26 protein-coding genes are annotated in these 25574 nt (G+C 66.5%); 15 read left to right on the top strand and 11 right to left on the bottom strand.

Annotated elements, in window-relative coordinates:
* Window positions 1-2: 2 nt before the first annotated feature.
* On the bottom strand, window positions 3-287 hold the full coding sequence (gene paaB / locus H3H36_RS14215; RefSeq protein ID WP_154360552.1) for a 1,2-phenylacetyl-CoA epoxidase subunit PaaB: 285 nt from the start codon (window positions 285-287) through the stop codon (window positions 3-5).
* A gap of 25 nt (window positions 288-312) precedes the next feature.
* On the bottom strand, window positions 313-1302 hold the full coding sequence (gene paaA, locus H3H36_RS14210; protein ID WP_182218664.1) for a 1,2-phenylacetyl-CoA epoxidase subunit PaaA: 990 nt from the start codon (window positions 1300-1302) through the stop codon (window positions 313-315).
* Between the two features lie 188 nt (window positions 1303-1490).
* On the opposite strand from paaA, the gene paaX reads away from it, so the two are divergent.
* On the top strand, window positions 1491-2420 hold the full coding sequence (gene paaX, locus H3H36_RS14205) for a phenylacetic acid degradation operon negative regulatory protein PaaX (protein WP_229219912.1): 930 nt from the start codon (window positions 1491-1493) through the stop codon (window positions 2418-2420).
* A 51-nt stretch (window positions 2421-2471) separates the two neighbouring features.
* Here the strand turns inward: paaX and H3H36_RS14200 are convergent, their stop codons facing one another.
* The gene (locus tag H3H36_RS14200) at window positions 2472-3095 is read right to left on the bottom strand and encodes a hypothetical protein (RefSeq protein WP_182218663.1); all 624 of its coding nucleotides are present in this window, start codon (window positions 3093-3095) and stop codon (window positions 2472-2474) included.
* Between the two features lie 226 nt (window positions 3096-3321).
* On the opposite strand from H3H36_RS14200, the gene H3H36_RS14195 reads away from it, so the two are divergent.
* A complete protein-coding gene (locus tag H3H36_RS14195) occupies window positions 3322-3975 on the top strand; it encodes a TetR/AcrR family transcriptional regulator (RefSeq protein WP_182218662.1) in 654 nt (217 codons plus the stop codon).
* Entirely contained in the window at window positions 3972-4841 is an 870-nt protein-coding gene (locus H3H36_RS14190) for an alpha/beta hydrolase family protein (RefSeq protein WP_182218661.1), read from the top strand. The genes H3H36_RS14195 and H3H36_RS14190 overlap by 4 nt, the downstream gene beginning before the upstream one ends.
* On the opposite strand, the gene H3H36_RS14185 is transcribed toward H3H36_RS14190, so the two are convergent.
* The gene (locus tag H3H36_RS14185; RefSeq protein WP_182218660.1) at window positions 4822-5907 is read right to left on the bottom strand and encodes a TRAP transporter substrate-binding protein; all 1086 of its coding nucleotides are present in this window, start codon (window positions 5905-5907) and stop codon (window positions 4822-4824) included. The genes H3H36_RS14190 and H3H36_RS14185 overlap by 20 nt on opposite strands.
* Before the next feature lie 187 nt (window positions 5908-6094).
* On the opposite strand from H3H36_RS14185, the gene H3H36_RS14180 reads away from it, so the two are divergent.
* The 7 genes from H3H36_RS14180 to H3H36_RS14150 all read left to right on the top strand — a co-directional run bounded on the left by H3H36_RS14180 (window position 6095) and on the right by H3H36_RS14150 (window position 13313).
* Window positions 6095-7222, top strand: a complete 1128-nt coding sequence (locus H3H36_RS14180) for a M14 family metallopeptidase (protein ID WP_182218658.1) — start codon at window positions 6095-6097, stop codon at window positions 7220-7222.
* 195 nt (window positions 7223-7417) lie between these two features.
* A complete protein-coding gene (locus tag H3H36_RS14175) occupies window positions 7418-8629 on the top strand; it encodes a cytochrome-c peroxidase (protein ID WP_220459738.1) in 1212 nt (403 codons plus the stop codon).
* Window positions 8630-8653: 24 nt separating this feature from the next.
* Window positions 8654-10009 carry a putative porin gene (locus H3H36_RS14170; protein ID WP_229219911.1) on the top strand — a complete coding sequence of 452 codons (1356 nt, stop codon included), beginning with the start codon at window positions 8654-8656 and terminating at the stop codon, window positions 10007-10009.
* Between the two features lie 14 nt (window positions 10010-10023).
* Window positions 10024-10557, top strand: coding sequence for an FMN-binding protein (locus H3H36_RS14165; RefSeq protein ID WP_182218656.1), 534 nt, complete (start codon window positions 10024-10026; stop codon window positions 10555-10557).
* Window positions 10554-11393: an FAD:protein FMN transferase gene (locus H3H36_RS14160; protein WP_182218655.1), complete on the top strand. Its 840-nt coding sequence runs from the start codon at window positions 10554-10556 to the stop codon at window positions 11391-11393. The genes H3H36_RS14165 and H3H36_RS14160 overlap by 4 nt, the downstream gene beginning before the upstream one ends.
* An 8-nt stretch (window positions 11394-11401) precedes the next feature.
* Window positions 11402-11890 carry a DUF4405 domain-containing protein gene (locus tag H3H36_RS14155; protein WP_182218654.1) on the top strand — a complete coding sequence of 163 codons (489 nt, stop codon included), beginning with the start codon at window positions 11402-11404 and terminating at the stop codon, window positions 11888-11890.
* A gap of 232 nt (window positions 11891-12122) precedes the next feature.
* Window positions 12123-13313: a hypothetical protein gene (locus tag H3H36_RS14150; protein WP_182218652.1), complete on the top strand. Its 1191-nt coding sequence runs from the start codon at window positions 12123-12125 to the stop codon at window positions 13311-13313.
* 4 nt (window positions 13314-13317) lie between these two features.
* On the opposite strand, the gene H3H36_RS14145 is transcribed toward H3H36_RS14150, so the two are convergent.
* From H3H36_RS14145 to pmbA, 3 genes are all read right to left on the bottom strand, one after another.
* Entirely contained in the window at window positions 13318-13776 is a 459-nt protein-coding gene (locus H3H36_RS14145) for a cache domain-containing protein (protein ID WP_182218649.1), read from the bottom strand.
* 180 nt (window positions 13777-13956) lie between these two features.
* Entirely contained in the window at window positions 13957-15051 is a 1095-nt protein-coding gene (locus H3H36_RS14140) for a TRAP transporter substrate-binding protein (protein ID WP_182218647.1), read from the bottom strand.
* Between the two features lie 140 nt (window positions 15052-15191).
* Entirely contained in the window at window positions 15192-16544 is a 1353-nt protein-coding gene (pmbA, locus tag H3H36_RS14135; protein WP_182218645.1) for a metalloprotease PmbA, read from the bottom strand.
* A gap of 95 nt (window positions 16545-16639) precedes the next feature.
* Between pmbA and yjgA the strand changes: the two genes are divergently transcribed.
* From yjgA to H3H36_RS14120, 3 genes are all read left to right on the top strand, one after another.
* Window positions 16640-17242, top strand: a complete 603-nt coding sequence (gene yjgA, locus H3H36_RS14130) for a ribosome biogenesis factor YjgA (protein ID WP_182218643.1) — start codon at window positions 16640-16642, stop codon at window positions 17240-17242.
* Complete coding sequence (gene mog, locus H3H36_RS14125; RefSeq protein ID WP_182218641.1) at window positions 17235-17843, top strand: molybdopterin adenylyltransferase; 609 nt, start codon at window positions 17235-17237, stop codon at window positions 17841-17843. The genes yjgA and mog overlap by 8 nt, the downstream gene beginning before the upstream one ends.
* A 104-nt stretch (window positions 17844-17947) precedes the next feature.
* Entirely contained in the window at window positions 17948-18616 is a 669-nt protein-coding gene (locus H3H36_RS14120) for an alpha/beta hydrolase (protein ID WP_182218639.1), read from the top strand.
* Window positions 18617-18644: 28 nt separating this feature from the next.
* On the opposite strand, the gene H3H36_RS14115 is transcribed toward H3H36_RS14120, so the two are convergent.
* Complete coding sequence (locus H3H36_RS14115) at window positions 18645-19199, bottom strand: carboxymuconolactone decarboxylase family protein (RefSeq protein WP_182218638.1); 555 nt, start codon at window positions 19197-19199, stop codon at window positions 18645-18647.
* A gap of 232 nt (window positions 19200-19431) precedes the next feature.
* Here H3H36_RS14115 and H3H36_RS14110 point away from each other — a divergent pair, with 232 nt between their 5' ends.
* A complete protein-coding gene (locus tag H3H36_RS14110) occupies window positions 19432-20886 on the top strand; it encodes a DUF4214 domain-containing protein (protein ID WP_182218637.1) in 1455 nt (484 codons plus the stop codon).
* 180 nt (window positions 20887-21066) lie between these two features.
* Window positions 21067-22407, top strand: coding sequence for an aspartate aminotransferase family protein (locus H3H36_RS14105; RefSeq protein WP_182218636.1), 1341 nt, complete (start codon window positions 21067-21069; stop codon window positions 22405-22407).
* 69 nt (window positions 22408-22476) lie between these two features.
* Here H3H36_RS14105 and H3H36_RS14100 read toward each other — a convergent pair whose 3' ends face one another.
* The 3 genes from H3H36_RS14100 to H3H36_RS14090 are packed head-to-tail and all read right to left on the bottom strand — an operon-like array spanning window position 22477 to window position 25564.
* Window positions 22477-23331 (bottom strand): fumarylacetoacetate hydrolase family protein, encoded by an 855-nt coding sequence (locus H3H36_RS14100; protein ID WP_182218635.1) that lies wholly within the window; start codon window positions 23329-23331, stop codon window positions 22477-22479.
* 55 nt (window positions 23332-23386) lie between these two features.
* Window positions 23387-24232 (bottom strand): 2OG-Fe(II) oxygenase, encoded by an 846-nt coding sequence (locus H3H36_RS14095; protein ID WP_182218633.1) that lies wholly within the window; start codon window positions 24230-24232, stop codon window positions 23387-23389.
* A gap of 27 nt (window positions 24233-24259) precedes the next feature.
* Window positions 24260-25564, bottom strand: coding sequence for an MFS transporter (locus H3H36_RS14090; RefSeq protein ID WP_182218631.1), 1305 nt, complete (start codon window positions 25562-25564; stop codon window positions 24260-24262).
* Window positions 25565-25574: the final 10 nt, after the last annotated feature.

Raw genomic sequence — 25574 nt, 5'->3', positions numbered from 1 at the left:
GCTTACAGGTTCTTGACTTCTTCCGGCATCGGGAAGAAGGTCGGATGGCGGTACACCTTGCTGTTCGATGGCTCGAACAGCGCACCCTTGTCGGCCGGGCTGCTGGCCACGATGTCGGCCGCGCGCACCACCCAGATGCTCACGCCTTCGTTGCGGCGGGTGTAGACGTCGCGCGCGTTATTGACCGCCATTTCGGCGTCCGGTGCGTGCAGGCTGCCCACGTGCTTGTGCGCCAGGCCGTGCTGGCTGCGGATGAACACTTCCCACAATGGCCATTCTTTGCTCATGCGATTCTCCTCGGTTTGGTGTTTTTCAGGCCGCGGCCTTGGCGGTGGCGTGCTTGTCGGCGTAGGCCGTGAGCGCGTCGCGGAACCACTGGCCGTCTTCGTAAGCCTTGACGCGGGTGGCCAGGCGTTCGCGGTTGCACGGGCCGTTGCCCTTCAGGACGGCGTGGAATTCGTCCCAGTCGATTTCGCCGAATTCGTAATGGCCCGTCTCGGCGTTGAACTTGAGCTTGGGGTCGGGAATGGTCAGGCCCAGGTACTCGGCCTGGGGCACGGTCTGGTCCACCATGCGCTGGCGCAGTTCGTCGTTGGAGAACAGCTTGATGCGCCACTGGGCCGATTGGGCGCTGTTGACCGAGGCCGCGTCCGACGGGCCGAACATCATCAGCGATGGCCACCACCAGCGGTTCAGCGCATCCTGCGCCATGGCCTTCTGCTCGGGCGTGCCGCGCGCCAGCGCCAGCATGATGTCGTAGCCCTGGCGCGCGTGGAACGATTCTTCCTTGCAGACGCGGATCATGGCGCGCGAATACGGGCCGTACGAGCAGCGGCACAGGGGAATCTGGTTGATGATGGCCGAGCCGTCCACCAGCCAGCCGATGGCGCCCATGTCGGCCCACGACAGCGTGGGGTAGTTGAAGATGCTCGAATACTTGGCTTTGCCGGCGTGCAGGGCGGCCAGCAATTCGTCGCGCGAGACGCCCAGCGTCTCGGCCGCGCTGTACAGGTACAGGCCGTGGCCCGCCTCGTCCTGGATCTTGGCCAGCAGGATGGACTTGCGCTTGAGCGTGGGGGCGCGCGTGACCCAGTTCCCCTCGGGCAGCTGGCCCACGATTTCCGAGTGCGCGTGCTGCGAGATCTGGCGGATCAGCGTCTTGCGGTAGGCGTCCGGCATCCAGTCCTTGGCCTCGATCTTCACGCCCGCATCGATGCGCTCCTGGAACGCGCGTTCTTCCGCGCTCATGTCATCCAGGTTGCGAACTTGCTTGAGCCCCGTTTCCACCATCTGTGCGTACATGATTGATCTCCAAGTGAGAAGAACGCATCATACGATACGAAATTTCGTTTGACTACACATTTTTTGAGTCACATCGAAATTTCGTATCTTGTCATATGCAAGTGTGAAAATAATCCTGCGCCCAAGCCGGGGCAAAGTAAACTGCTGCCTGGTTTGAATCATTAAATTTGCGGAAACAGATTTTGCCCATGACGACAACGATGACTTGCGACGACTGGATAGCCCATTTTCTGGCCACCGAGCCACCCCGCTCCAAGTCGCTGGTGGTGACCATTTTCGGCGACGCCATCGTGCCGCACGGCGGCATGGTGTGGCTGGGCAGTTTGATCAACCTGCTGGAGCCGTTCGGCGTGAACGACCGGCTGCTGCGCACCTCCGTGTTCCGCCTGGCGCAGGAAGGCTGGCTGGGCGCGCAGCGCGACGGGCGCCGCAGTTCGTACGCGATTCCGGCCGACGCCATGGCCCGGTTCAGCCGCGCCTACCGCCGCATCTACGCACCGCTGCAACTGCACTGGGACGGCAACTGGACCCTGTTATTGAGCGCCGGCGGCAACATCACACCGGCCGAACGCAGCGCGCTGCGCAAGGAACTGTTGTGGCAGGGCTACAGCATGATCGCGCCCGGCATCTTCGGCCATCCGGCCGCCGAGGCCGACGTGCTGGAAGCGCTGCTGGGCCGCGTGGGCGTGCAGGGCAAGCTGTACGTGTGCCGCGCCAGCACCCTGCCGCAGGTGAGCGCACGCCCGCTGAGCGACATGGTGGCCGAGGGCTGGGACTTGTCGGACGTGGAAGCGGGCTACCAGAATTTCATGGCCCAGTTCACGCCGCTGCTGGACTTGCTGCGGCCGCAGCCCGCCGTCTCTACCCAGCAGGCGTTCGTCGTGCGCAGCCTGCTGATCCACGCCTACCGCCGCGTCCAGCTGCACGATCCGCAACTGCCCGTGGAACTGCTGCCTGACCCGTGGCCCGGCACCCAGGCTTATGAACTGGCGCGCGACATCTACCGCCTCGTGTTCGCGCAAGCCGAGGAGTTCATCATGGCCACTTTGCGCCGCGAGGACGAACACGCCCCCGAAGCGGACGACAGCTTCTACCAGCGCTTCGGCGGGCTGCGCTGAGCCGCGCCGTTTCCCGGGGAGACGCGCTGATCGCCATTGGTTCCCGGATCATCATTCAAATGCGACGTCCTCGATACGGAAGCGGAATTTGCGCCGTTCGGGCAGGTTCCAGCCGGGGCCGGGCGGCACGTTGCGCGGCGCCGGAGCGGGTGGCAGTTGCACGACCGGGGCGGGAATCTTGGCCGCCAACAGCGCCAGCACAAACTTGGTCATGTCGTCCGGCGGGGCGGCAGGCGCCGCCAGTTTCGCTTGCCTGGCCTGCTCACGGCGCAGGCTGCTGGCCAGATAAAAGCGCTCGTCGCCGGGCCTGCGGATAGACAGGTCTGTCCAGGCATTGCGCGTGGTGCGGGCGAACGACTGCGCGAACTGGTTGGGCGAGACGGCCTGTCCACGGTGGATGATGCGATCGCCTTCCACCCGTGCGTAGTTATGTTCGCCGTAGCTCCACGAACGCAGCACCGTCCCCTCCGGCAGGAACAGCGACTTCCATTGATAGCCGCGCACGCTGTCCGCGTCCGCGCCAAGATGCCGCACTTCCCGCGCGTTGATCCAGCTGTTGACGGCATGGGATATGGCCTCGGCCAGATCTTGCGGGCCACCGTTGTCCTGGCGCAGGTGCGCGACCAGCCGCGATAAGGTGCTGCTGTGGAGGGGCAGGCTCACTGTGGATTCCATTCTATTTCTCCTTCTGTTTTTTTCTGCATCCTTCTCTTTAGATCGGAAAACGCGAAATAGGTTCATGCCGAAGAAAGCAGAAGAAAATAGAAGCGGAAATAGAAGCATCTCCAGAGGGGCCCAGGGCAGCCAACAAGGCGGACATTGCCCGCTTCCGGCTTTGCACGGATGCCTCTACCCGACAATGTTCTTGACTAGAATTAGATTCTAGAACAATATTCTAGTCATGAAGACAATCGAGACCACCGTCCCGCTCGACCGCAAAAGCGCCATCCTGGCCGCCGCGCTTGCCGTGTTCGCCGAAAAAGGCATCGAAGCGGCCACCATCGACGATATCCGCCAGCGCAGCCAGGCCTCTGTGGGCAGCATCTACCACCACTTCGGCACCAAGGAAAACATCGCCGCCGCGCTGTTCGCGCAGGGACTGGACGATTACTGGAACGGCCTGCTGGCCGGTGTGCGCGAAGCGGAAGATGCGCGCGCCGCCATCCACATCCTGCTGGCTACCCACCTGGACTGGATCGTGGCGCGGCCCGAACTGGCGCGCTTCCTGTTCGCGCGGCGGCAAGCTGTGAGCCCGGCCCACGACCAGGCTATCCGCCAGCTGACAGCCGACCACTTCAAAACCATGCTGGCGCTGCTCAAGCCCTGGTTCCAGCAAGGGATCTTGCGCCGTCTCGCGCCCGAGCTGTACGCCCCGCTGCTGCTGGGCCCCGCGCAGGAACTGGCGCGCCACTGGCTGGGTGGCAGGCTGCGGCAAGACCCGCGCGCCGCCATCGACGAACTGAGCGCCGCTGCCTGGCGCAGCCTGGCCACGGACGAAGCCTTGGCCGCCACCCTATCTCTGCAGCGCCCCGCCCACAAGGAGCCAGGCAAATGACCCGTACCCGCCACACCCTGCACGCCCACGACGGCCACGCGCTGACCGCGTATTCCCACGAACCGGCCCAGGCGGTGCGGGCCACCCTCGTGATCGGCCCGGCCATGGCCGTGCCCCAATCGTTCTACAACGACTTCGCCGCCTTCCTGGCCAAACAGGGTTACCGGGTCTGGACCTTCGACTACCGGGGGATGGGCGAATCGCGGCACGGCGCGCGGCGCGCCTGCACGGCCAACATCACGGACTGGGTCACACTGGATTACGACGCGGTGCTGCACCACGCCAGCGCCGCGCAGGAAGGCCTGCCGCTGTTCGTGCTGGGCCATAGCCTCGGTGGCCAGACGGTGCCGCTGCTGCCTTCGATAGAAAAAGTGAGCGGCGTGATCAACATCGCCGTCGGCAGCGGCGCGCTGCGCCACAACCAGCCCGGCGTGCGCCGCAAGGCGCCGTTGATGTGGCACGTGTTCACGCCGTTGCTGTGTCCCGTGTTCGGCTACTTCCCCGGCGCACGCATCGGCGTGGTGGGCGACATACCGCGCCGCGTGATGTATCAGTGGCGGCACTGGTGCCTGCAGCCCGACTACCTGCTGCAAGGCGAACCGGGCGCGCGCGAGGCGTACGCGCGCGTGCGCCAGCCCGTGTTGGGGCTGACGTTCACGGATGATGAACTGCTGCTGGAATCAGGCTCGCGCATGCTGCACGAGGCCTACCGCGGCGCGCAGGTGGACTACCGCGAACTGAGTCCCGGCCAGTTCGGCCTCAAGCGCATCGGCCACTTCGGCTTCTTCCGACGGGAGCAGGAAGCCATCCTGTGGCCGCTGGTGAGCGACTGGCTGGCACAGCGCCTTACTTGCGTCCAGCGCTGATCAGGTAGTTCTGCATGGTCGCTTCGGCCACCGAGGCCCACTGGTTCTGGTCCTGGCGGAAGCGCTTCCATGGCTCGTAGATCTTCTTGAACTTGGCGTTCTTGGCCGCTTCCTCCTCCATCACCTGCTGGGTGACCTTGTAGGCTTCGTCCATGATGTCCTTCGAGAACGTATGCAGCTTGATGCCGGCCTTGAGCAGGCGCGCCAGCGCAGCCGGGTTCTTGGCGTCGTACTCGGCCTGCATCACCACGTGGCACTCGTAGCTGGCCGCTTCGATGGCGGCCTGGTATTCCTTGGGCAGCTTGTCCCACTCCTTGTGGTTGACGTAGAACGACAGCTGCGGGCCGGCCTCCCACCAGCCCGGCGCGTAGTAGTGCGGTGCCACGCGGGCCAGGCCCAGTTTCTCGTCGTCATACGGCCCCACCCACTCGGCCGCGTCGATGGTGCCCTTTTCCAGCGCCGCGTACAAGTCGCCGGCCGGAATCTGCTGCGGCACTACGCCCATGCGCTCCATTACGCGGCCGGCGAAACCGGCCACCCGCATCTTCATGCCCTTCATGTCGGCCACGGAGCGGATCTCCTTGCGATAGAAGCCGCCCATCTGGGTGCCCGTGTTACCGGCCATGAAGTTGACGATGCCGTAGCCCTTGAAAAATTCGCGCATCAGCTCACGGCCGCCGCCCTGGTCGAACCACGCGGTCTGCTGGCGCGACGTGAGGCCGAACGGCACGGCGCAGTCGAACGCGAACGCGGGGTCCTTGCCGAAGTAGTAGTAGGACGGCGTGTGGCCCATCTCCACCGTGCCGGCCTGCACCGCGTCCAGCACCTGGAAGCCGGGCACGATCTCGCCGGCCGCGAAATTGCGGATCACGAACTTGCCGCCCGTGAGCTCGGCCACGCGCTTGCTGAACTTGTCGCAGGCGCCGAAGATGGTATCGAGCGTCTTGGGGAAGCTGGACGTCAGGCGCCAGTTGATGGCGGGCTGGCTTTGCGCCAGCGCTGGCGCGGACAAGGCGGCGGCGGTGGCGCCGGCGGCCGATTTGGTGAGGAAGGAACGACGCTGCATGAACTGGACTCCAAAGTTGGTTGCACTGGAACGACAAGCGGGCCGTTAAGTGTAGAGCCATCTTGCCAGAGGGGCAATCGCGCACGCCCCGTTTGCGGGCTGCACGGCGCCAAAGCTTGTATCATTGCGACAATTGCGCCACAAGCGCAGTCCACTTTTTTCTCTGAATCCAACAGGACCCTAAGCAATGCCCATCAAAATCAGCCATCAATTCGATGCCGGCGCGATCGACGTGCTGCGCGCGGACGACCCTTCCGCCATCGAGCTCAATATCCGCAAGGACTCGCACGCCGACATCACCCAGTGGTTCTTCTTCCGCGTGCAGGGCGCGCGCGAGACGGCGCTCACCATGCGCTTCCTGAACGCCGGCCAGAGCGCCTACCCGGACGGCTGGAAGGACTACGAGGCCGTGGCCAGCTACGACCGCGAAACCTGGTTCCGCGTGCCCACCAGCTTCGACGGCCAGGTCATGACGATCGACCACACGCCTACCCACGACAGCGTGTACTACGCCTATTTCGAGCCCTACTCGTGGGAGCGCCACCTTGCCCTGCTCGATTCGGCACAGCTGTCGCCGCTGGTGCAGCTGGTGGACCTGGGCAGCACCGTGGACGGCCGCGACCTCAACATGCTGGTGATCGGCAATCCGGCCGCCGAGAAAAAAGTGTGGGTGATCGCCCGCCAGCATCCCGGCGAAACGATGGCTGAATGGTTCGTCGAAGGCATGGTCGAAGCGCTGCTGGACCCGGCCAACCCGTTCGGCCGCCAGTGCCTGGCGGAGGCCGAATTCTACGTGGTGCCGAACATGAATCCGGACGGCGCCGTGCGCGGCAACCTGCGCACCAACGCGGCCGGGGCCAACCTCAATCGCGAGTGGATGAACCCGACCATGGCGCGCAGCCCGGAAGTGTTCCTGGTGCGCGAGAAGATGCACGAAGTGGGCTGCGACCTGTTCCTCGACGTGCACGGCGACGAAGGTTTGCCCTACGTGTTCGTGGCCGGCAGCGAATCGCTGCCCGAGTTCACGGCCGAGCAGGCGGCGGCCCAGCAGAAGTTCATCGCCGACTTCAAGATCGCCAGCCCGGACTTCCAGGACGAACATGGCTACGGCGCCACCCCGTTCACGGCCGAGACGCTGACCATGGGTTCGCCCTACGTGACCCACGCCTTCGGCTGCCTGTCGCTGACGCTGGAAATGCCATTCAAGGACAACGCCAACGATCCCGATCCCGAAGCGGGCTGGAGCGGCGCCCGTAGCGCCGAACTGGGCAAGTCCATCCTGCAACCAGTGTTGCAAGCGCTGCGCGCACAGTAAGTACTCACTTACATCTGTGGGGGGTCAGGTCCGGCATTCAGACACGAACTCATGTCGGAATGCCGGACCTGACCCTCGTTTGCCTCTTTCGAATCCCCCCCACCAAATCAAGCTAGGCCAACCGGCGTATTGCCTTCAAACAAATCGCAAATTATAATCATTCTCATTTGCAGTTAAACCACCAACTTCATTGCAATGCGAATGACTCTTTCCGCGACCATGACGCGCCTGGCGGGCGCCGCCCTGCTGCTGGCCCTGAGCGCCTGCGGCGGCGGTTCCACCTCCGGTAACAGCACCGCCCCCACGCCCACCTCCAGCCTGAGCGAACCGGCCCAACTGGGGGCGCTGATCTTCAGCGACCAGTCGCTGTCCGCCTCCGGCCGCCAGTCCTGCGCCAGCTGCCACAACCCGGCCAACGCCCACGGCCCCACCAGCGCGCTGGCGGCGGAACCGGGCGGCCCGGACGGCACCACGCCCGGCTTCCGCGCCGTGCCGTCGCTGCGCTACCTGGAACGCACGCCCGCCTTCGCGTTCGCCAAGGATGGTACGCCCACGGGCGGTTTCGACCGCGACGGCCGCGCCCAGTCGCTGGCCGAGCAGGGCCAGCGTCCGTTCCTGGCGCCGCACGAAATGGCCAACGCCAGCGTAGCCGACGTGATCGCGCGCCTGAAACAGACGTCGTACGCGGCCCGCTTCCGCCAGCAGTTCGGCGACACCATCCTCGACCAGCCCGAGCAGGCGTTCAGCCGCATGACCTACGCACTGCAGCAGTTCCAGCTGGAAGACCCGTCGTTCCACCCCTACGATTCCAAGTACGACCTGTTCCTGGCCGGTAAAGTGAAACTGGCCGACGCCGAACTGCGCGGCCTGGCCCTGTTCAACAACCCCACCAAGGGCAATTGCGCGGCCTGTCACACGAGCGCGCGCGGCGCGGACGGCGCGGCGCCCCTGTTCACCGACTTCACCTTCGACAACCTGGGCGTGCCGCGCAACCCGCGCCTGGCCGCCACCGCCGACCCAAGCTACTTCGACCTGGGCCTGTGCGGCCCGGACCGCACCGACCTGTCCGAGCGCGCCGACCTGTGCGGCGCCTTCAAGGTACCCACGCTGCGTAACGTGGCCACGCGCAAGGTGTTCTTCCACAACGGCGCGTTCAGCAACCTGACCGACGTGGTGCGCTTCTACGTCACGCGCGACACCAATCCGGCGCTGTGGTATCCGGTCAACGCCGACGGCACGGTAGAGAAGTTCAACGACATGCCGCCCCAATACCGCGCCAACGTGAACGTGAAGGAAGTGCCCTACAACCGCCAGCCCGGCATGGCGCCCGCGCTGTCGCCGGCCGAGATCGACGACCTGGTGCAGTTCCTCGGCACCCTGACCGACGGCTACAAGAATCAACCTTAAGACCCGCAGACGAGAGAGAACAAGATGAGCCAAACGATGAGCAAGATGATGAACAAGCGCGTGATCGCCGCAGCCCTGGCGGCCGCCTTCCTGGGCGCACCGCTGGCCGCCACGGCCGGCGAGGCGGAACTGATGCAGCGAATCGAAAAGATGGCCGCCGAACTGGAACAGCTGAAGGCGGAACTGCGCGCCAGCGTGAAGAAGACGGAAGCCGTCGAGCAGCGCCAGCAAGCCATGGCCGCCGCTCCGGCACCAGCGCCAGCCGCCGCTGCGGCTGCACCTGCCGCCGCACCGCAAGCGGCCGCCGAACTGGCAGCCGCCTCCGCACCGAAAACCATCGTCACCGGCTACGGCGAAATCAATTACAACCGCCCCACCAAGGACGCCAGCGCGGCCCAGGCCGACGTGCGCCGCGCCGTGATCGGCATCACCCACCGCTTCGACGACAAGACCAAGATGGTCTCCGAGTTCGAATGGGAACACGCCGTCGTCTCGGCTGACGACAAGGGCGAAAGCGAGATCGAACAACTGTACATCGAGCGCGAATTTTCCAACGGCCTGCGCGGCAAGGCCGGCCTGTTCCTGATCCCATCGGGTCTGCTCAACACCAACCACGAGCCGACCGCCTACTACGGCGTCGAGCGCAACTTCGTCGAGACGGCCATCATTCCGTCCACCTGGCGCGAAGTGGGCGTGGGCCTGTCGGGCGACACGGCCGCCGGCCTGACCTGGGACACGGGCATCACCACCGGCTTCGACCTGGGCAAGTGGGACGCCGCCTCGGAAGAAGGCCGCGAATCGCCGCTGGGCGCCATCCACCAGGAAGGCCAGCAAGCCAAGTCGCGCGACCTGAGCGTGCACGCGGCCCTGAACTGGCGCGGCGTGCCCGGCCTGCTGGTGGGCGGCTCCGTCTTCACCGGCAAGGCTGGCCACAAGGCGGCCGGTTTCGCCGGCCAGGACGCCCGCGTCACCGTGTACGACCTGCACACCCGCTACACGCCGGGCCACTGGGACCTGGCGGCCCTGTATGCGCGCGGCCAGATCAGCAACACGGAAGCGCTCAACGCCACGCTGGTGGGCAGCCCCACCCCGGTGCCGAGCAGCTTCGCCGGCTGGTATATGCAGGCGGCCTACCAGTTGCTCAAGTCGGGCGACTACGTGCTGAGCCCCTTCGTGCGCTACGAGCAGTTCAACACGGCCAAAACCTACGCCGCCCTGCCGCAAGGGCTGGACGTGGCCACCGGCACGGACGAGAAAGTGGCCACCGTGGGCGCCAACCTGAAAGTGGGCGAAGGCGTGGTGCTGAAGGCCGACTACCAGAAATTCCGCGAAGACAAAACCCGCGACCGCCTGAACCTGGGCGTGGGCTTCTCCTACTGATACGGGGGCCGGCCATGCGCTACCTTGCCCTGATCCCGCTGGCGGCCGGCGCCGCCTGCGCGCCCGCCTTCGCCACCCAGTACCTGAACGTGGAGCAGGCGCAAAAACTCATGTTCGCGGACGCCACCAGCTTCCGCGAACAGAACGTGGCGCTCACCCTGCCGCAGATGCAGCAGGTGGAAAAGCTGGCCGGCCTGCCGGCCCGCTCCGTGAACTGGCGCGTGTTCGGCGCCTACAAGGGCGACGCCCTGCTCGGCTACATGGTGCTCGACGACGTGATCGGCAAGTTCGAGCTGATCTCGTACGCCGTCGGCCTCAATCCGGACGCCACCATCCGGCAAGTGGAAATCCTGACCTACCGCGAAAGCCACGGCGGCGAAATCCGCACCCCGGCCTGGCGCCGCCAGTTCGTCGGCAAGACGGCGCCAGCGGGACTGGCCATCGGCGACGGCATCGCCAACATCAGCGGCGCCACGCTGTCGTGCACCCACCTGACGGATGGCGTGCGGCGCATCGCCGCCATCGCCCAGGTGGTACTGAAAAAATGATACGGCGCGCCCAGCCCTGGCTGGGAACCATGGTGGAGATCACCGTGGCCGGCGCCGACCTGGCCCCGGACGCCCAGCAAGCGGCCTCACAGGCCATCACGCAAGCGTTCGCGCAAGTGGCGCTGGTGCACCGCCTGATGAGTTTCCACGACGGCGCCAGCGACGTGGCCCGCCTCAACCTGGCCTGGGCCAGCGAAACCATCGCCGTCCATCCCCACACCTGGCAGGTGCTGCACCTGGCCCAGCAAGTGGCCGATCAATCGGACGGCATCTTCAACATCGCCTGCGCGCCGCGCCTGGTGGACTGGAACTGCCTGCCCGCGCCGCACCCCGACCTGCCGGCCTACCGCCCCGGCGTGACGGTGCTGCGCTGCGAGGCCAACCACATGGTGCGCAAGGCGGCGCCGGGGTGGGTGGACCTGGGCGGCATCGCCAAGGGCTACGCCGTGGACCTGGCCATCGCCGCGCTGCGCGAAGCCGGCGTGGTGAACGCCTGCGTCAACGCCGGCGGCGACCTGCGCGCCATGGGCGAAGCGCCTTGGCCGGTGGCGATCCGCGATCCGCGCGCGCTGGCGCAGGCGGGCGCCCGCGTCACCATCCGCAACGAGGCGCTGGCCACCTCGGCCAACTATTTCACGGCGCGCCAGCACGCCGGGCACACCGTCAGCGCGCTGGTGGACGGCCGCGACGGCGCCCCCATCACGGATGGCGCCAGCGTCTCCGTGCGGGCCGAAAGCTGCGCCGTGGCCGACGCGCTGACCAAGGTGGTGCTGGCCAGCGGCGACTGCAACCATCCGGCGCTGCGCGCCATGGGCGCCAGCGCGCTTCGCTTATAATCTCGGCGATGCATACCCAGACCACCCAACAACGGGCCGCGGCCCGGCTCCATATCAACCTCAAGCTGGAACGCTGGCACCGCCGCTGCGTGTACGCCAGCCTGGCCCTGCTGCTGGCCAGCGGCGCCGCCTGGCTGGTGGCGCGCTACTGGCTGCGCCAGGCCGGCCAATTCGGCGAAACCGTGCACCCGCTGGAACCGTGGTCGATGAAGCTGCACGGCGCGGCCGTCATGCTGACCCTGTTCTTCCTGGGTAGCCTGATGAACGCCCACATCCGGCGCGCCCTCAAGGCCGGCCGCAACCTGGCCACGGGCTGGGGCATGATCATCACCATGCTGTTCCTGATCGCCACCGGCTTTGGCCTGTACTACCTGGCCGGCGAGAGCGACCGCCCCGTGTGGTCGGCGCTGCACTGGGTGGTGGGGCTGGCCACGGGGGCATTGTTCGTGCTGCACATCGTGCTGGGACGGCGCACCAATCCGCACCGCCCGCACTAAACCACGCCAATCGCCCAGCCGCCGCACGCTGGCCACGCACAGGCCACGCACCGGCCACACACGGGCCAAATACAGGCCACGGACAGGCCACACCCAGGCCACACCCAGGCCATCAACAGGCAACACGCAGGGCACATACCAGCGCCTCCCCTGCGGCGCCGCAAAGCTGGCGGCCGCAGGAAAAATACACTGGACTCCATCGCGCGCCCACGCGCCGCTACGGAGATCCGCCATGAAGCTGCCCACCTGCCCGTCGCCACGCCGGGCCTGCATGCTGGCCATGCTGGCCAATCTGCTGCTGACCGCGTGCGGCACGCCCTACCATCCCCCCGTGAACCTGCAGGCCGACACCCGCTTCCCCGGCCTGGCCGACCTGCTGGCCAATGCCGGCGGCCAGCCGGTCGACGTGCTGCTGGTGCACGGCATCTGCAGCCACGACGCCAGCTGGGCCCCGCGCGTGGCCACCCAGCTGGGCCAGGCCATGGGCGCCGCATCGCCCGGGCCGGCCCCGGCCCCGCCGCCGGCCGAGGATGGCCGCGTGCAGATTGTCCCCACCACACTGGCCACCCGCTACGGCAAGCTGCGCGTGGACGCCTTGATCTGGTCGCCCCTGACCCGCCGCATCAAAAGCCAGTTGTGCTACGACCACAGCGAAGCATCCCCCGAATGCGCAGGCCAGCCCACGCTCGGCCTCACGCGCGCACGCCTGAACGCGCGCGGCAAGGACACGCTGGTGGACGACTGCCTGCCCGACGCCATCATCTACGAAGGCGCCGCGCGCGAGCGGATGCAGCTGGCCATGCGCGACGCCATCGTGCAGGTGCTGGCGGCACGGCAGAAGGAAAATGAAGAACAGGCGGGGAGCCAGGCGGCGCAAGTGCCGCTGGTGGTGATCTCGCACAGCATGGGCAGCAAGCTGCTGTTCGACACGCTGTTGCGCATGACAAGCGAAGACAGTGCCTCGCCGGCGGCGCGGCTGGCGCGGCAAGCCGTGGACCGGCTGCGCTACCTGGTGATGGCGGCCAACCAGATTCCGTTGCTGGCGATGGCCGATCAGCCGCTGGCGGCTGGCAACGAGATGCGCGCCCCGGCCGCACCGCCAGACAGCTTGCAGCAGCTGCTGGCCTTGCGCCGCGCGGGCGCAGCGGTGGCAACGACAACGCCGGCGAAGGCGGGGGTGATCACGCCGCCATTGGTGCTGGTCGGCTTCACCGACCCGAACGACCTGCTGTCCTACACCCTGCCGCCGCAACGCTACGACGGCGCCGGCGTGGTGGTGTTCAACGTCCTCGTCTCGAACGCCCCCACCTGGCTTGGGCTGCTGGAGCGGCCCGACCTGGCCCACCTGGACTACCTGGGCAACCCGGACGTGGAGCGGCTGATCGTGTGCGGCCAGCCGGCCAGCGCGCGCTGTGGAAAGTAGATGCTTACTTGTCCTTGTAGATGCCGCAGCTGACGATCAGGTCTTCGTATTTTTCGAAATACATGGACTTCGGCTCCAGTTCCTTGGAGATGGGATTGACGAACTTGTAGTCCTGCCAGCCCTTGCCCTTGGTCTTGGCCATTTCCAGGCGCTCGCGGATATACAGCTTGCCATCCTGGTCCTTGATGTCGATCAGGTTCACGCCCTGCATGCGCTTGTTGGCGCCATGGGCCAGTTCCACGCCCTTCAAGTCCATGATGGTCACGTACAGGTCGCGGTCGCGATAGGTGGGGCTGAGGGTATTGATCTCCGCGATGGTCTTGTCGCGGCCATTGGCCTTGATGGCGGCGATCACCTTGTGCACCATCTGCACGGCCTGCTCGGCCGTCCCGTGTTCTTCCGCGTAGCAGTTGCTGACCAGGCACAGCGCGCTGACCAGGAATGCCGAAATGAATTTGCGCATGTTGATATCTCCGTTGATGGTGAACCGCCGAATAATAAAATCAACAAGTTTTCTGGCGGGAAAACTACCAGTATCGCCCCGTATGCCGCCGCGCTTCAATAAGGGACACTACGTAAAAACAAATGGGGACGTAGCACACACCGGGATAATGTGCCACGTCCCCAATTGTTCATTGCGGGCTTAACGGCCGCCGCGGCCGGCGCTGATCAGGTAGTTCTGCATGGTCGCCTCGGCCACCGAGGCCCACTGGTTCTGGTCCTGGCGGAAGCGCTTCCACGGCTCGTAGATCTTCTTGAACTTGGCGTTCTTGGCCGCTTCCTCGTTCATCACGTCGTTGGCCGCCTTGTAGCACGCGTCCATCGTGTCTTTCGGGAAGTTGCGCAGCTTGACGCCGTTCTTCAGCAGGCGCGCCAGCGCCACCGGGTTCTTGGCGTCGTACTCGGCCTGCATCACCACGTGCGCCTCATAGGTCGCCACTTCCAGCGCGGCCTGGTATTCCTTGGGCAGCTTTTCCCATTCCTTGATGCCGACGTAGAACGAGAAATTGGCGCCCGCCTCCCACCAGCCCGGCGCGTAGTAGTACGGCGCCACCTTGTAGAAGCCCAGCTTTTCGTCGTCGTACGGGCCGACCCACTCGGCCGCGTCGATGGTGCCCTTTTCCAGCGCCGGGTAGATGTCGCCACCGGCCAGCTGCTGCGGCACCAGGCCCAGGCGCTCCATCACCTTGCCGGCAAAGCCGCCGATGCGCATCTTGGTGCCCTTCAGGTCGGCCACGGTCTTGACTTCCTTGCGGAACCAGCCGCCCATCTGGGTGCCCGAATTCCCGCCCAGGAAGTTGATGATGCCGTAGCCCTTGAAGAACTCGCGCGTCAGGTCACGCCCGCCGCCCTGGTCGAACCAGGCCGTGTGCTGGCGCGACGTGAGGCCGAACGGCACGGCGCAGTCGAAGGCGAAGGTAGCGTCCTTGCCGAAGTAGTAGTACGAGGCGCTGTGGCCCATCTCCACCGTGCCCGCCTGCACCGCGTCCATCACCTGCAGGCCGGGGACGATCTCGCCGGCCGCGAAGCTGCGGATATTAAACTTGCCGCCCGTGAGCTGGTGCACGCGGCGCGTGAAGGTGTCGGCCGCGCCAAAGATGGTGTCGAGCGATTTGGGGAAGCTCGACGCCAGGCGCCAGTTGATGGTGGGCAGGGCGTCGGCCGCCAGGGCCGGTGCGGCGATCACGCCGGCGCCCGTGCCCGCTGCCGCTTTCTTCAGGAAGGAACGACGTTCCATGCTGTTTATCTCCTCTGTGTGTGTGAAGGCATAACGCTGATGCACGTCACAGTGTATGAGTAGTGCGGAAAGCTTGCAACGAAAATAAAGACGGCCGCACAAGGCGGCCGTGCTGCACTGCGGCGCAGATCGACGGGCGATCAGGCGCCGGCCACCACCATCTTCTCGATCAGGATGGAGCCAGTCTGCTTGGTGCCGCGCACCAGCACATCGGCGCCCACGGCCACGATCTGGGCCAGCATGTCCTTCATGTTGCCGGCGATGGTGATCTCCTCGACCGGATACTGGATTACGCCATTCTCGACCCAGTAGCCGGAGGCGCCGCGCGAATAATCGCCCGTCACGTAGTTGGTGCCCTGGCCCATGAGCTCCGTCACCAGCAGGCCGGTGCCCATCTTCTTCAACATGGCGACGAAGTCGTCCGACGGTTTTGTATTGGACGAAGTGAGCGACAGGTTGTGGGAACCGCCCGCGTTGCCCGTCGTTTTCATGCCCAGCTTGCGGGCCGAATAGGTCGACAGGAAGTAGCCCTGCACCACGCCATCCTTGACCACGTCGCGCTTGACGGTGCGCACGCCTTCCTCGTCGAACGGGGCCGAGCCGACGGCGCCGATGATGTGCGGGTCTTCCGTGACCTGGATGTGGGACGGGAACACCGCCTTGCCCAGCGAGTCGAGCAGGAAGGTGGACTTGCGGTACAGCGCGCCGCCCGACGTGGCTTGCACGAAGGCGCCCAACAGGCCGGCCGCCAGCGGCGCCTCGAACAGCACGGGGCAGGTGCGGGTGTCGATCTTGCGCGCGTTCAGGCGCGCCAGTGCCCGTTCGGCGGCGTAGCGGCCGATCGCCTCGGGCGAGGACATTTTGGCCGGATCGCGCACCGAGCTGTACCAGTCGTCGCGCTGCATCTTGGCGCCCTTGCCGGCGATGGGCGCCACCGACAGCGTATGGCGCGAATAGGGATAGCCGCCGATGAAACCGCGCGAATTGGCCGACACGAAGTGCGACTGCTGCACGTGCACGCCGGCGCCCTCGCTGTTGGTGATGCGCGGGTCGACGGCGAACGCGGCCGCCTCGGCGCGCTGGGCCAGCGCCACGGCTTGCTCGGTCGAGATATGCCAGGGGTAGAACAGCTGCAGGTCACGCGGCGCCATTTCCAGCATGTCGGCGTCGGCCAGGCCGGCGCAATCGTCGTCGGCCGTGAAGCAGGCGATGTTGTAGGCCGCTTCCACCGTGGCGCGCAGGGCAGCCGGCGAAAAATCGGAGGTGCTGGCGTTGCCGCGCTTCTGGCCGATGAACACCGTCACGCCCATGCCCTTGTCGCGGTTCTGCTCGATCGTCTCGATCTTGCTCTTGCGGACCGAGACGGACAGGCCGCTGCCCTCGCTGATCTCGACGGCGCAATCGGTGCCGCCTTTCTCGCGGGCGTACCCGAGCACGTCGCGTGCGAGCTGTTTCAATTGGTCCTGGCTATGGGTAAAAACGGAGTCGCTCATGTGGTGATTTCTTCGGATGACCGCTAAAACAGTTATCATAGCAGTCGTTTACAGTTTATAGGGGCGGCCTTTGCGCCAAACCGCAAGTTAATATTATGGTAAATCCTAACCGCGGTGCCGTCGGCTACCAATCATCCGAGTTCGAGCAGGAATACGAACGCCCATCCAAATCGGAGCTCAAGCGCCAGATGAACGCGCTGCAGGAACTGGGCGAGGCGCTGGTGGCCGAGCCGCGCGACCGCGTCAAGCGCGTGCCCATGCCCGAGGACGTGCGCGACGCCATCCTCGAATGCCAGACCATCACCAACCACGAAGGCCGGCGCCGCCAGATGCAGTTCGTGGGCAAGAAGATGCGCACGCTGGACGAGGCCGAAGTGGCCCTGATCCAGAAGACCATCGACGGCTGGAAAGGCGCCTCCAAGGCCGACACGGCCGCCATGCACGCGCTGGAACGGCGCCGCGAGAAGCTGCTGGCCGACGACAAGGCGCTCACCGTGCTGCTGGCGGAGAACCCGGAACTGGACGCGCAGCACCTGCGCACCCTGATCCGCAACGCCCGCAAGGAGCAGGCCGAGAACAAGCCGCCCAAGGCCTACCGCGAGATTTTCCAGATCCTCAAGCAGGTCGAGGCCAAGAAGAACAAGCCGGCCGCCAGCGACGAAGTGGCCGGGGAAGACGGCGAGTACGACGATGAGTAACGATGCGGAACTGGTGATCGGCCTGGTGTCCGTGTCGGACCGCGCCAGCGGCGGCGTGTACCAGGACCTGGGCATCCCCGCCCTGCGCGACTGGCTCACGCGCGCGCTGACCACCCCGTTCCGGGTCGAGACCCGCTTGATCGCCGACGAGCGTGCGTTGATCGAGGCCACCCTGGTCGAGCTGGTGGACCAGGCCCGCTGCCACCTGGTGCTGACCACGGGCGGCACCGGCCCCGCGCGGCGCGACGTCACGCCCGAGGCCACGCTGGCCGTGGGCAGCAAGGAGATGCCCGGCTTCGGCGAGCAGATGCGCCAGATCAGCCTGCGCTTCGTGCCGACCGCCATCCTGTCGCGCCAGACGGCCGTGATCCGCGAGACGGCCGACCACGCGGCCCTGATCATGAACCTGCCCGGCCAGCCCAAGGCCATCCAGGAAACGCTGGAAGGCTTGAAGGACGCCAACGGCGCCAGCGTGGTGGGCGGCATCTTCGCCGCCGTGCCCTACTGCGTGGACCTGATCGGCGGCCCCTACATGGAAACCGATCCGGCCGTCTGCAAGGCGTTTCGTCCCAAGTCGGCGCTGCGCCCGGCCGCCACCTGATCCGCATGCGCCGGCGCGCCGCCTTGGCATGGGCTGCGCAGGCCGTACAGGCCGCCGGCGCACTGGCCACCGCCCCCTCTTACGCAAGAAAAGCAAGGAAAGCCATGAGCACTCTGCTGCAAACCATCGACATCGAATCGGCCCCGAACCCCAGCGTCGCCATCATCTGGATGCACGGCCTGGGCGCCGACGCCAACGACTTCGTGCCCATGGTGCGCGAACTGGACCTGGCCGGCCTGCCCGGCATCCGCTTCGTGTTCCCCAACGCCGAGATGATGCCCGTCACCATCAACGGCGGCTACGTGATGCGCGCCTGGTACGACATCGTGGCCACCGACCTGGGTCGCCACGAGGACGAGAAAGGCCTGCGCGTGTCGCAAGGCCAGGTGGAAGCGCTGATCGCGCGCGAGAACGCGCGCGGCATTCCGCTCGAGCGCATCATCCTGGCCGGCTTCTCGCAAGGCAGCGCCATGACGCTGCAAACAGGCCTGCGCCAGCCCGGCAAGCTGGCCGGCATGATGTGCCTGTCTGGCTACGTGCCGATCGCCGACAAGGCCATCGCCGAACACACGGCCGCCAGCAAGGCCACCCCAATCTTCATGGCGCACGGGCGCATGGACCCGGTGGTGCCGGTGGCGCGCGCCGAACAGTCGCGCGACCTGCTCAAGCAGCTGGGCTACCAGGTGGAATGGCACGAATACCCGATGCAGCACTCGGTGTGCCAGGAGGAAGTGGTGCACATCAGCGCGTGGCTCAAGAAGGTGCTGGCTTAAGACTGAAGCCTCGGCGTGGCGCCCGCCGCTAGTCCGGCAGCGGCGCCGCGCGCGATGGCGGCGCGGGCGTCTGCGCCGCATTCATCACCATCGCCAGGAAAGTGTAATAACCGTTTATTCCCATCAGGTCGACCACGCCGTGCTCGCCGAAGCGCGCCAGCGCGGCCGCGTAGGTGTCGTCGCCAACCCGCTGGCGCTGCTGCAGTTCGATGCAGAAGTCGTGCACCAGCGCCTCGTCTTCCGTCATGCCCTCGGGCCGGCGGCGCGCCGCGATGGCCTCGATAATGGCAGGCGCGATGCCGCTGTCCTGCGCGATGGGCGCATGGATGGCCCATTCCACCGGCTGGCTCCACTGCCGCGCCGTCACCAGGATCGCCAGCTCCGACAGGCGCGTGCCGATCGCGCTGCGGTAGCGCAGGTATTCGCCCATGCGCTGGGCCGCCTCCATCAGTTCCGGGCTGCGTATCAAGGGCACGAACGGGCCGTACAGCGCGCCGCGCGGGCCGTCGATCACGGCCTGCGCCGCCACCTGCTGGGCGGCGCTCAATCGCTCGAACGCGATGGGTGGAAGGCGGTCAGTCATTGCATCTTTTCCTGTTGTGAAGCGCAGGCCCATATTCGCGCAAATAGCGCCAGACGACAAGCCGGCCGTTCAGGCGCCAGACATCGCCATCAATAAAGTCATACCACCGGAACAACACCGCAAGTTATCAGTATGCAAAATTATTGACGCTTGTCATATAATTGCTTTGGTGAAATTTTTTTGATGGCGCGTTGCCCGATGCCGGCGGCGGGCATAACGATGACGAGGTCAAATGAGGATAATCCGAGCGGTGGCCGGCCTGGCCATCCTGCTGCTGGCCGGCTGCGGCGGCGATCAGAACAACGCCACACCCGATACGACGGCACGCGTATCACGACTTGGCGCCCAACGTCTTGCGGCGCCCGCCCCGGCGGCCGACTATGGGCCACTGGTCCAGCAACTCTATCTGGCCTATTTCGGCCGTGCGGCCGACAGCGGCGCGCTACCGAATTTCGAAGCGCAACTGGCCGCGCTGGGCGCGCCGACCGACATCCAGCAGCTCAGTTCCGCCTATCGCGACAACGCGGGGGTGCGCGCCCTGATCGACTCCTTTGGGGAAAGTGACGAGTCACGCAGGCTGTACAGCGGCGACACCGAGACTTTCGTGCGGGCCATCTACCAGAATGTGCTGGGCCGCGCCCCGCTCAGCGGCGGCCTGGCCTATTGGATCGATGCGATCGACCACCAGGGATTAAGCCGCGCCAATGCGTCGCTGTCGATCATGGGGGCGGCGCTGGTCAACGCCAGCGCGCAAGGGTTGCTGGACGCGGCCCTGATCAACAAGCGGGTGGCCGCCAGCGCCAGCTTCACTTCCGCGTTAAATACCACGGTGCTGGCACAGTCGTACAGCGGCAAGGCCGCCGCGGACCAGGTACGGGCCATGCTGGCCGCGGTGTCCGGCGGCACGGATTTGACGGCGTTCCAGGCCGTCATCGACAGCACCTTGCTGTCGTTAGCCCGCAGCAGCACGGACCGGCCGGACGATGCCAGCGGATCACAGGTACACGTCGTCTATGCCGTGCCTGCCGGCACGGCCGACCGCCGACTGGACTTGAGTGACCAACTGGTCAACTCGACCGGGTCGTTCAACAACTGGCTGGCGACCCAGACCGGCGGCCGCCGGCTGCGATTCGACACGGCGGGCGGCCGGCTGGACGTCACCTTCGTCAGCCTGCCCCGCAGCGACGCGGACTATGAGGCGCAAGGCGTGCGCAAGCGCGACACCATCGAGGCCGATCTGGTGGCAGCGGGCCTGGTCAGCGCGGGCAAGATCTACACCGTGTATTACGAGGGCAGCAATCCCCGCACGTGTGCCGATGCGCCACGCCCGCCCTACCTGGCGGGCCAGGTGATGGTGATGTATTTGCACGGCCTGGCCAACGTGGCAGGCGTGACGCCTTGCGACCAGAATCATTTCGCGGCCAGCCCCTCGGCCGCCGCCGGCTATCTGGACTTCGCCATGCTGCATGAAATCGTGCATACGCTGGGTGGAGCGAGCGACGGCGTGCCCAACCAGGTCGCCGGGGGCCATGTCAACACCAGTCCCACGGATTTGATGTATGCGGGGCCGCTGCCATGGCAGCCCAGTGTGCTCGACGCGAACAAGTCCAACTATTACAACCCCGCAGGCTTGCCCGCCGGCCTGTTCAACCTCGCGCAGTCCAGCTTCCTGATGCCGCCTCCATAAACAGGCAACGATGGCGCGCGCGATCTGGCCCGCCCCAAGCGGATCGCCGTCTCGCGCGCCCATACGGCTGATCGCCAGGCGCACGGGAAAAACCATACTCCTCGGCAAATATCAACAGGACGCGAGCCACTCCGGTATATCCTCGGCTGTCACCTTTCCCGCCCAGTCAACGAGGACGCCATGAGCCAAGCCAGCCACATCATCCACCGCAACCTGCGCCAGCAGCCGCCCACCGCCGTCGGCGCCGCCGGCATGCTGGTGCGCGACGCCAGCGGCAACCGCTATCTCGACGCCAGCGGCGGCGCGGCCGTATCGTCGCTGGGCCACGGCCACCCCGACGTGCTGGCCGCCATGCACGCGCAGATCGACCGCACCGCCTACGCCCACACGGGCTTCTTCACCACCGAAGTGGCCGAGCAGCTGGCGGCCCGGCTGGCGGCGGACGCGCCAGGCGACCTCAATCACGTCTACCTCGTGTCGGGCGGCTCGGAAGCGATCGAGACGGCGCTCAAGCTGGCGCGCCAGTATTGCGTGGAATCGGGCCAGCCGGAACGGACCATGTTCATCGCCCGCCGCCAGAGCTACCATGGCAACACGCTGGGCGCACTGGCCCTGGGCGGCAACGAGTGGCGCCGCCAGCATTTCGCACCGCTGCTGATGGACGTGGCGCGTGTCTCGCCCTGCTACGAATACCGCGACCGCGCGCCCGGCCAGAGCGTGGACGACTACACCCTGTGCCTGCTGGCCGAACTGGAGGCGTGCATCATCGAGACGGGACCAGAACGGGTGATCGGCTTCTGCGCCGAGCCGGTGGTGGGCGCCACCGGCGGCGCCGTGCCGCCCACGCCGGGCTACTTCCGCGGCGTGCGCGCCCTGTGCGACAAGTACGGCATCCTGTTCATCGCGGACGAAGTCATGTGCGGCATGGGCCGCACCGGCACCCTGTATGCGATCGAACAGGAAGACGTGGTGCCGGACCTGGTGGCGCTGGGCAAAGGTCTGGGGGCCGGCTACGCGCCCATCGGCGCCGTGCTGGCGCGCGCGCCCGTGGTGGCGCGCCTGCGCGAAGGCAGCGGCGTGTTCCAGCATGGGCATACCTACATGGGCCATCCGGTGGCGGCGGCCGCCGCGCTGGCCGTGCAGCAGGTGATACAGCGCGACAATCTGCTGGCCCAGGTGGCCGTGCGCGGCGCATCCTTGCGGCGCCAGCTGGAGCGCGCCTTCGGCGCCCATCCGCACGTGGGCGACATCCGCGGGCGTGGCCTGTTCCTGGGACTGGAACTGGTGCGCGACCGCGACAGCAAGGAACCGTTCGCGCCGGAGTTGAAGCTGCACGCCGCCATCAAGGAGCAAGCCATGGCGTGCGGCCTGATGGTGTACCCGATGGGCGGCACCATCGACGGCCGGCGCGGCGACCATATCCTGCTGGCGCCGCCGTTCATCGCCACCGAGGCCGACCTGGCCGAGATCGTGGCGCGGCTGGGCGAAACGCTGGCGCGGGCGCTGGCCGCTGTCCGCTAGCAAAATCGGGGACGTAACACGGTTTTCCCATACGGGAAAACCGTGTTACGTCCCCGATTTTGCTGGGTGTTAAGGGCGCGCTTGCCAGGCGATCACGTCGGCCTGCTGTTCGCCCAGTCCGGCGATGCCAAGCCGCAGCTGGTCGCCCTTCTTCAGGAAGCGCTGCGGCTTACGGCCCTGGCCCACGCCGGGCGGGGTGCCGGTGGCGATGATGTCGCCCGGCTCCAGCGTCATGAATGTCGACAGGTAACTCACCAGCTGGGCCACCGTGAAGATCATGGTCGAGGTGCTGCCGGTCTGCATGCGCTTGCCGTTCAGGTCCAGGTACAGGTCCAGCTGCTGCACGTCGTAGATGTCGTCCTGCGTCACCAGCCACGGGCCGACGGGGCCGAAAGTGTCGCAGCCCTTGCCCTTGTCCCATTGCGGACCGCGTTCGAGCTGGAACGCGCGCTCGGAGACGTCGTTGACGACGCAATAGCCGGCCACGTACTTGAGCGCATCCTGCTCGCTCACGTACTGGGCGCGCGTGCCGATCACCACGCCGAGTTCCACTTCCCAGTCCGTCTTCTTCGAACCCTGCGGCAGCATGATGGGATCGTCCGGGCCGTTCAGGCAGGTGGTGGCTTTCATGAACACGATAGGTTCCTTGGGCACGGGCATGCCCGCCTCGGCCGCATGGTCCGAGTAATTGAGGCCGATGCCGATGAACTTGCCCACCTTGGCCAGCGGCACGCCGTAGCGGGGATTGCCGCGCACGGCCGGCAGCGTTTCGGGATCGAGCTTGGCCAGCTTGCGCAAGGCCTTGGGCGACAACTGCTCCGGGCCGATATCGTCGATCACGCCCGACAGGTCGCGCAGCTTGCCGAAGTCGTCGATCAAGCCTGGTTTCTCTTTGCCGGGACGGCCGTAACGCACGAGTCTCATACTGTTCCTTGGTTGCCTAAGCGGGTTGGTTCAAGCCCGCCATTCTAACCGAAGGCTAATACACGGATTCGCGCAGCCACTTGTTGGCGATGATCTTGGTGCCGCGCACCACGGGGCAACCCGCGTGCAGGGTTTGCTGGTCGGGCCGGCCGCTGGCGTCCGTATTGAGGAAGAACAGCGCGTTGCCCTTGCGCGGGAACACTTCCAGGCCGATGTTGGGAAAAGCCGTGCCGCCGCCCTGCTCCACGTCGCTCAGGTAGAGGATGAAAGTGGCCAGGCGCTGGCCGCCGCGCCGCAGGTGGGCGCGGTGGCCATCCGCGTCGGGATTGAGCCAGTCGAAATGGGGCCGGTATTCCTGCGCCACGCCGTACTTCTGCAACTGGAACGGTTCGCCGTGCTCGACCGGCCACTGGGCAATGGCGGCCAGCCGCTGTTCGATGCGGTCGGCCAGCGCGCATTCGCCGCGCTGGATGAAGGCCATCTCGCTGGTGCGCCCGTCATGCACGGTGCTGGCCCCATCCTCCTCGCTGGTGACGGTGGAGCGCGTGTAGCGCCGCTCGCAGTGCGCCACGATGGCGTCGCACTCTGCCTCGCCCAGCACGTTCCCCAGCAGGACCACGCGCGGCTGGCGCAGCGCGCACAGGATGGCCACCTCGCGCCCCGCCACGGCCAGCCAGTTGGCGCTCGTGTCGACCTGGGGCATTCCTTGCTGCTGATCCCGCGCCGCAAGCGGGTCGGCGCCCAGCGCCTCGCCGATGGCGGCGCGCGCGAACGCCATGCTGTACTGGCCCGAACGGGCCATGCTGTCGGCCATGTCGCGCGGGCTGCAGTCCCGCGCCAGGTTATCCCTGATCCAGGCTTGCCAGTCGGGTGGCAAGGTGGCGAACACGGAAGTGGTCATGCATAACCTCCCCAGTTGAGTACGGAGTCAATGCGCCGGACTGCCGGATGGCAGGGTGATTTTACCCCCGCGCACGCCACTCGCGCGCGCCGGCGTGCGCGGGCGCCACTGGCGCCACACAAAATGCAACAGTCCCGGCAACTGCAGCGCCACCAGCACGGCGAAGCCACAGCGGTAGGCCGCAGCCGGATACTGGTGCAGCAGGTTGGCCTGCCAGCAGCCCACCAGCTGGCCGAAGCCGGCTTGCACGGCGAACGCGCCCAGGAAAATCAGCAGGTTCAAACAGGTGGCGGCCCGCCCCGTCAGGGCCGGCGGCATGCTCTGCGCGACGATCGCATATTCGATGCCGGTGCTGGTGCCCACCAGCGTAAACAGTACCGACAGCAGCTGGTAGCTGGGCGCGTAGCCGATCACAAAACCCAGCTGCACGGCGATGAACAGGGCGATGCCGGCCGCCGCCACCGTCAGCGGCCGCACGCCGCGCCGGCCAGCCCATTCCGTCACCATGCCGACGAAGATGGCGCCGAAGATGATGGCCGCCATGCCCAGGTACAGCAAATAGCCCACGGCCGCGTCGGAGAAGCGGGCCACGTCGCTGAGCCAGCGCCCTATCCACAGGCCCTGCATGCCGAAGAACACCGTATGCGGCACCAGCACCAGCGCCGTCGTCTCGCGGAACGCCGGGTGGCGGTACACGGCCAGCACGGCCTGGCGCGTGAGGGGCGCGCCTTGCGTGGGCGGCGGCGTGGGTGACAGCACGTGGATCAGCAAGCCGATGGCGGCCGCCGCCAGCCCCAGGCCGATGAACAGGCCGCGCCAGTCCGTGTAGTGCAGCGCCAGCCGCACCGGCAAGGTGGCCGAGGCGGCGCCCAGCCCGCCCACCGCGATCAGGTAGCCGTGCACGGACGGCAGTTTGGCCGGCGCGATCCAGGTCGAGACAGCCTTGACGGCCGACATGAAGCAGCCGCCCAATCCAAAGCCGATCACGGCCCGCGCCCATACCAGTTCGCTGAAGTTGCGCCCGCCCGAAAAGGCCAGCGCGCCCAGTGCCGCCACCAGCAGCAGCACCGGCTGCACCCGGCGCGGCCCCCAGCGGTCCAGCGCCATGCCCACCGGCAGCTGCACCAGCGCGAAGGCGAAGAAGAAGGCGCTGGTCAGCAGTCCTAGCTGGCCGGGGGTGAGGCCCAGCGCGGCCACCAGCTGCGGCGCCAGCATGGCGTTCACGGTGCGCATCAGGCAGGACAGGTAATGCCCGAGCGCGAACGGCAGGAACACCAGGCAGAACATGGCCGGCCCGCCCAGCTGTCCCGGTTGCCGCGTGGGCGTGGCCATGGCGTTCTCC

The organism is Rugamonas fusca, from assembly GCF_014042365.1.
Classification (GTDB): Bacteria; Pseudomonadota; Gammaproteobacteria; order Burkholderiales; family Burkholderiaceae_D; genus Rugamonas; species Rugamonas fusca.
Note: the sequence above shows the minus strand (reverse complement) of the source record. Positions and strands in the feature narration are given on the sequence as shown.

Bases quoted from the DNA above. Each gene is read 5' to 3' on its own strand.
- H3H36_RS14185 (WP_182218660.1), bottom strand. From the start codon at position 5,907: ATGCAGCGTCGTTCCTTCCTCACCAAATCGGCCGCCGGCGCCACCGCC.
- H3H36_RS14150 (WP_182218652.1), top strand. From the start codon at position 12,123: ATGAAGCTGCCCACCTGCCCGTCGCCACGCCGGGCCTGCATGCTGGCC.
- H3H36_RS14195 (WP_182218662.1), top strand. From the start codon at position 3,322: ATGAAGACAATCGAGACCACCGTCCCGCTCGACCGCAAAAGCGCCATC.
- H3H36_RS14175 (WP_220459738.1), top strand. From the start codon at position 7,418: ATGCGAATGACTCTTTCCGCGACCATGACGCGCCTGGCGGGCGCCGCC.
- paaB (WP_154360552.1), bottom strand. From the start codon at position 287: ATGAGCAAAGAATGGCCATTGTGGGAAGTGTTCATCCGCAGCCAGCAC.
- H3H36_RS14115 (WP_182218638.1), bottom strand. From the start codon at position 19,199: ATGACTGACCGCCTTCCACCCATCGCGTTCGAGCGATTGAGCGCCGCC.
- mog (WP_182218641.1), top strand. From the start codon at position 17,235: ATGAGTAACGATGCGGAACTGGTGATCGGCCTGGTGTCCGTGTCGGAC.
- H3H36_RS14190 (WP_182218661.1), top strand. From the start codon at position 3,972: ATGACCCGTACCCGCCACACCCTGCACGCCCACGACGGCCACGCGCTG.
- H3H36_RS14160 (WP_182218655.1), top strand. From the start codon at position 10,554: ATGATACGGCGCGCCCAGCCCTGGCTGGGAACCATGGTGGAGATCACC.
- pmbA (WP_182218645.1), bottom strand. From the start codon at position 16,544: ATGAGCGACTCCGTTTTTACCCATAGCCAGGACCAATTGAAACAGCTC.
- paaX (WP_229219912.1), top strand. From the start codon at position 1,491: ATGACGACAACGATGACTTGCGACGACTGGATAGCCCATTTTCTGGCC.
- paaA (WP_182218664.1), bottom strand. From the start codon at position 1,302: ATGTACGCACAGATGGTGGAAACGGGGCTCAAGCAAGTTCGCAACCTG.
- H3H36_RS14180 (WP_182218658.1), top strand. From the start codon at position 6,095: ATGCCCATCAAAATCAGCCATCAATTCGATGCCGGCGCGATCGACGTG.
- H3H36_RS14090 (WP_182218631.1), bottom strand. From the start codon at position 25,564: ATGGCCACGCCCACGCGGCAACCGGGACAGCTGGGCGGGCCGGCCATG.
- H3H36_RS14095 (WP_182218633.1), bottom strand. From the start codon at position 24,232: ATGACCACTTCCGTGTTCGCCACCTTGCCACCCGACTGGCAAGCCTGG.
- H3H36_RS14110 (WP_182218637.1), top strand. From the start codon at position 19,432: ATGAGGATAATCCGAGCGGTGGCCGGCCTGGCCATCCTGCTGCTGGCC.
- H3H36_RS14145 (WP_182218649.1), bottom strand. From the start codon at position 13,776: ATGCGCAAATTCATTTCGGCATTCCTGGTCAGCGCGCTGTGCCTGGTC.
- H3H36_RS14200 (WP_182218663.1), bottom strand. From the start codon at position 3,095: ATGGAATCCACAGTGAGCCTGCCCCTCCACAGCAGCACCTTATCGCGG.
- H3H36_RS14105 (WP_182218636.1), top strand. From the start codon at position 21,067: ATGAGCCAAGCCAGCCACATCATCCACCGCAACCTGCGCCAGCAGCCG.
- H3H36_RS14140 (WP_182218647.1), bottom strand. From the start codon at position 15,051: ATGGAACGTCGTTCCTTCCTGAAGAAAGCGGCAGCGGGCACGGGCGCC.
- H3H36_RS14155 (WP_182218654.1), top strand. From the start codon at position 11,402: ATGCATACCCAGACCACCCAACAACGGGCCGCGGCCCGGCTCCATATC.
- H3H36_RS14120 (WP_182218639.1), top strand. From the start codon at position 17,948: ATGAGCACTCTGCTGCAAACCATCGACATCGAATCGGCCCCGAACCCC.
- H3H36_RS14165 (WP_182218656.1), top strand. From the start codon at position 10,024: ATGCGCTACCTTGCCCTGATCCCGCTGGCGGCCGGCGCCGCCTGCGCG.
- yjgA (WP_182218643.1), top strand. From the start codon at position 16,640: ATGGTAAATCCTAACCGCGGTGCCGTCGGCTACCAATCATCCGAGTTC.
- H3H36_RS14100 (WP_182218635.1), bottom strand. From the start codon at position 23,331: ATGAGACTCGTGCGTTACGGCCGTCCCGGCAAAGAGAAACCAGGCTTG.
- H3H36_RS14170 (WP_229219911.1), top strand. From the start codon at position 8,654: ATGAGCCAAACGATGAGCAAGATGATGAACAAGCGCGTGATCGCCGCA.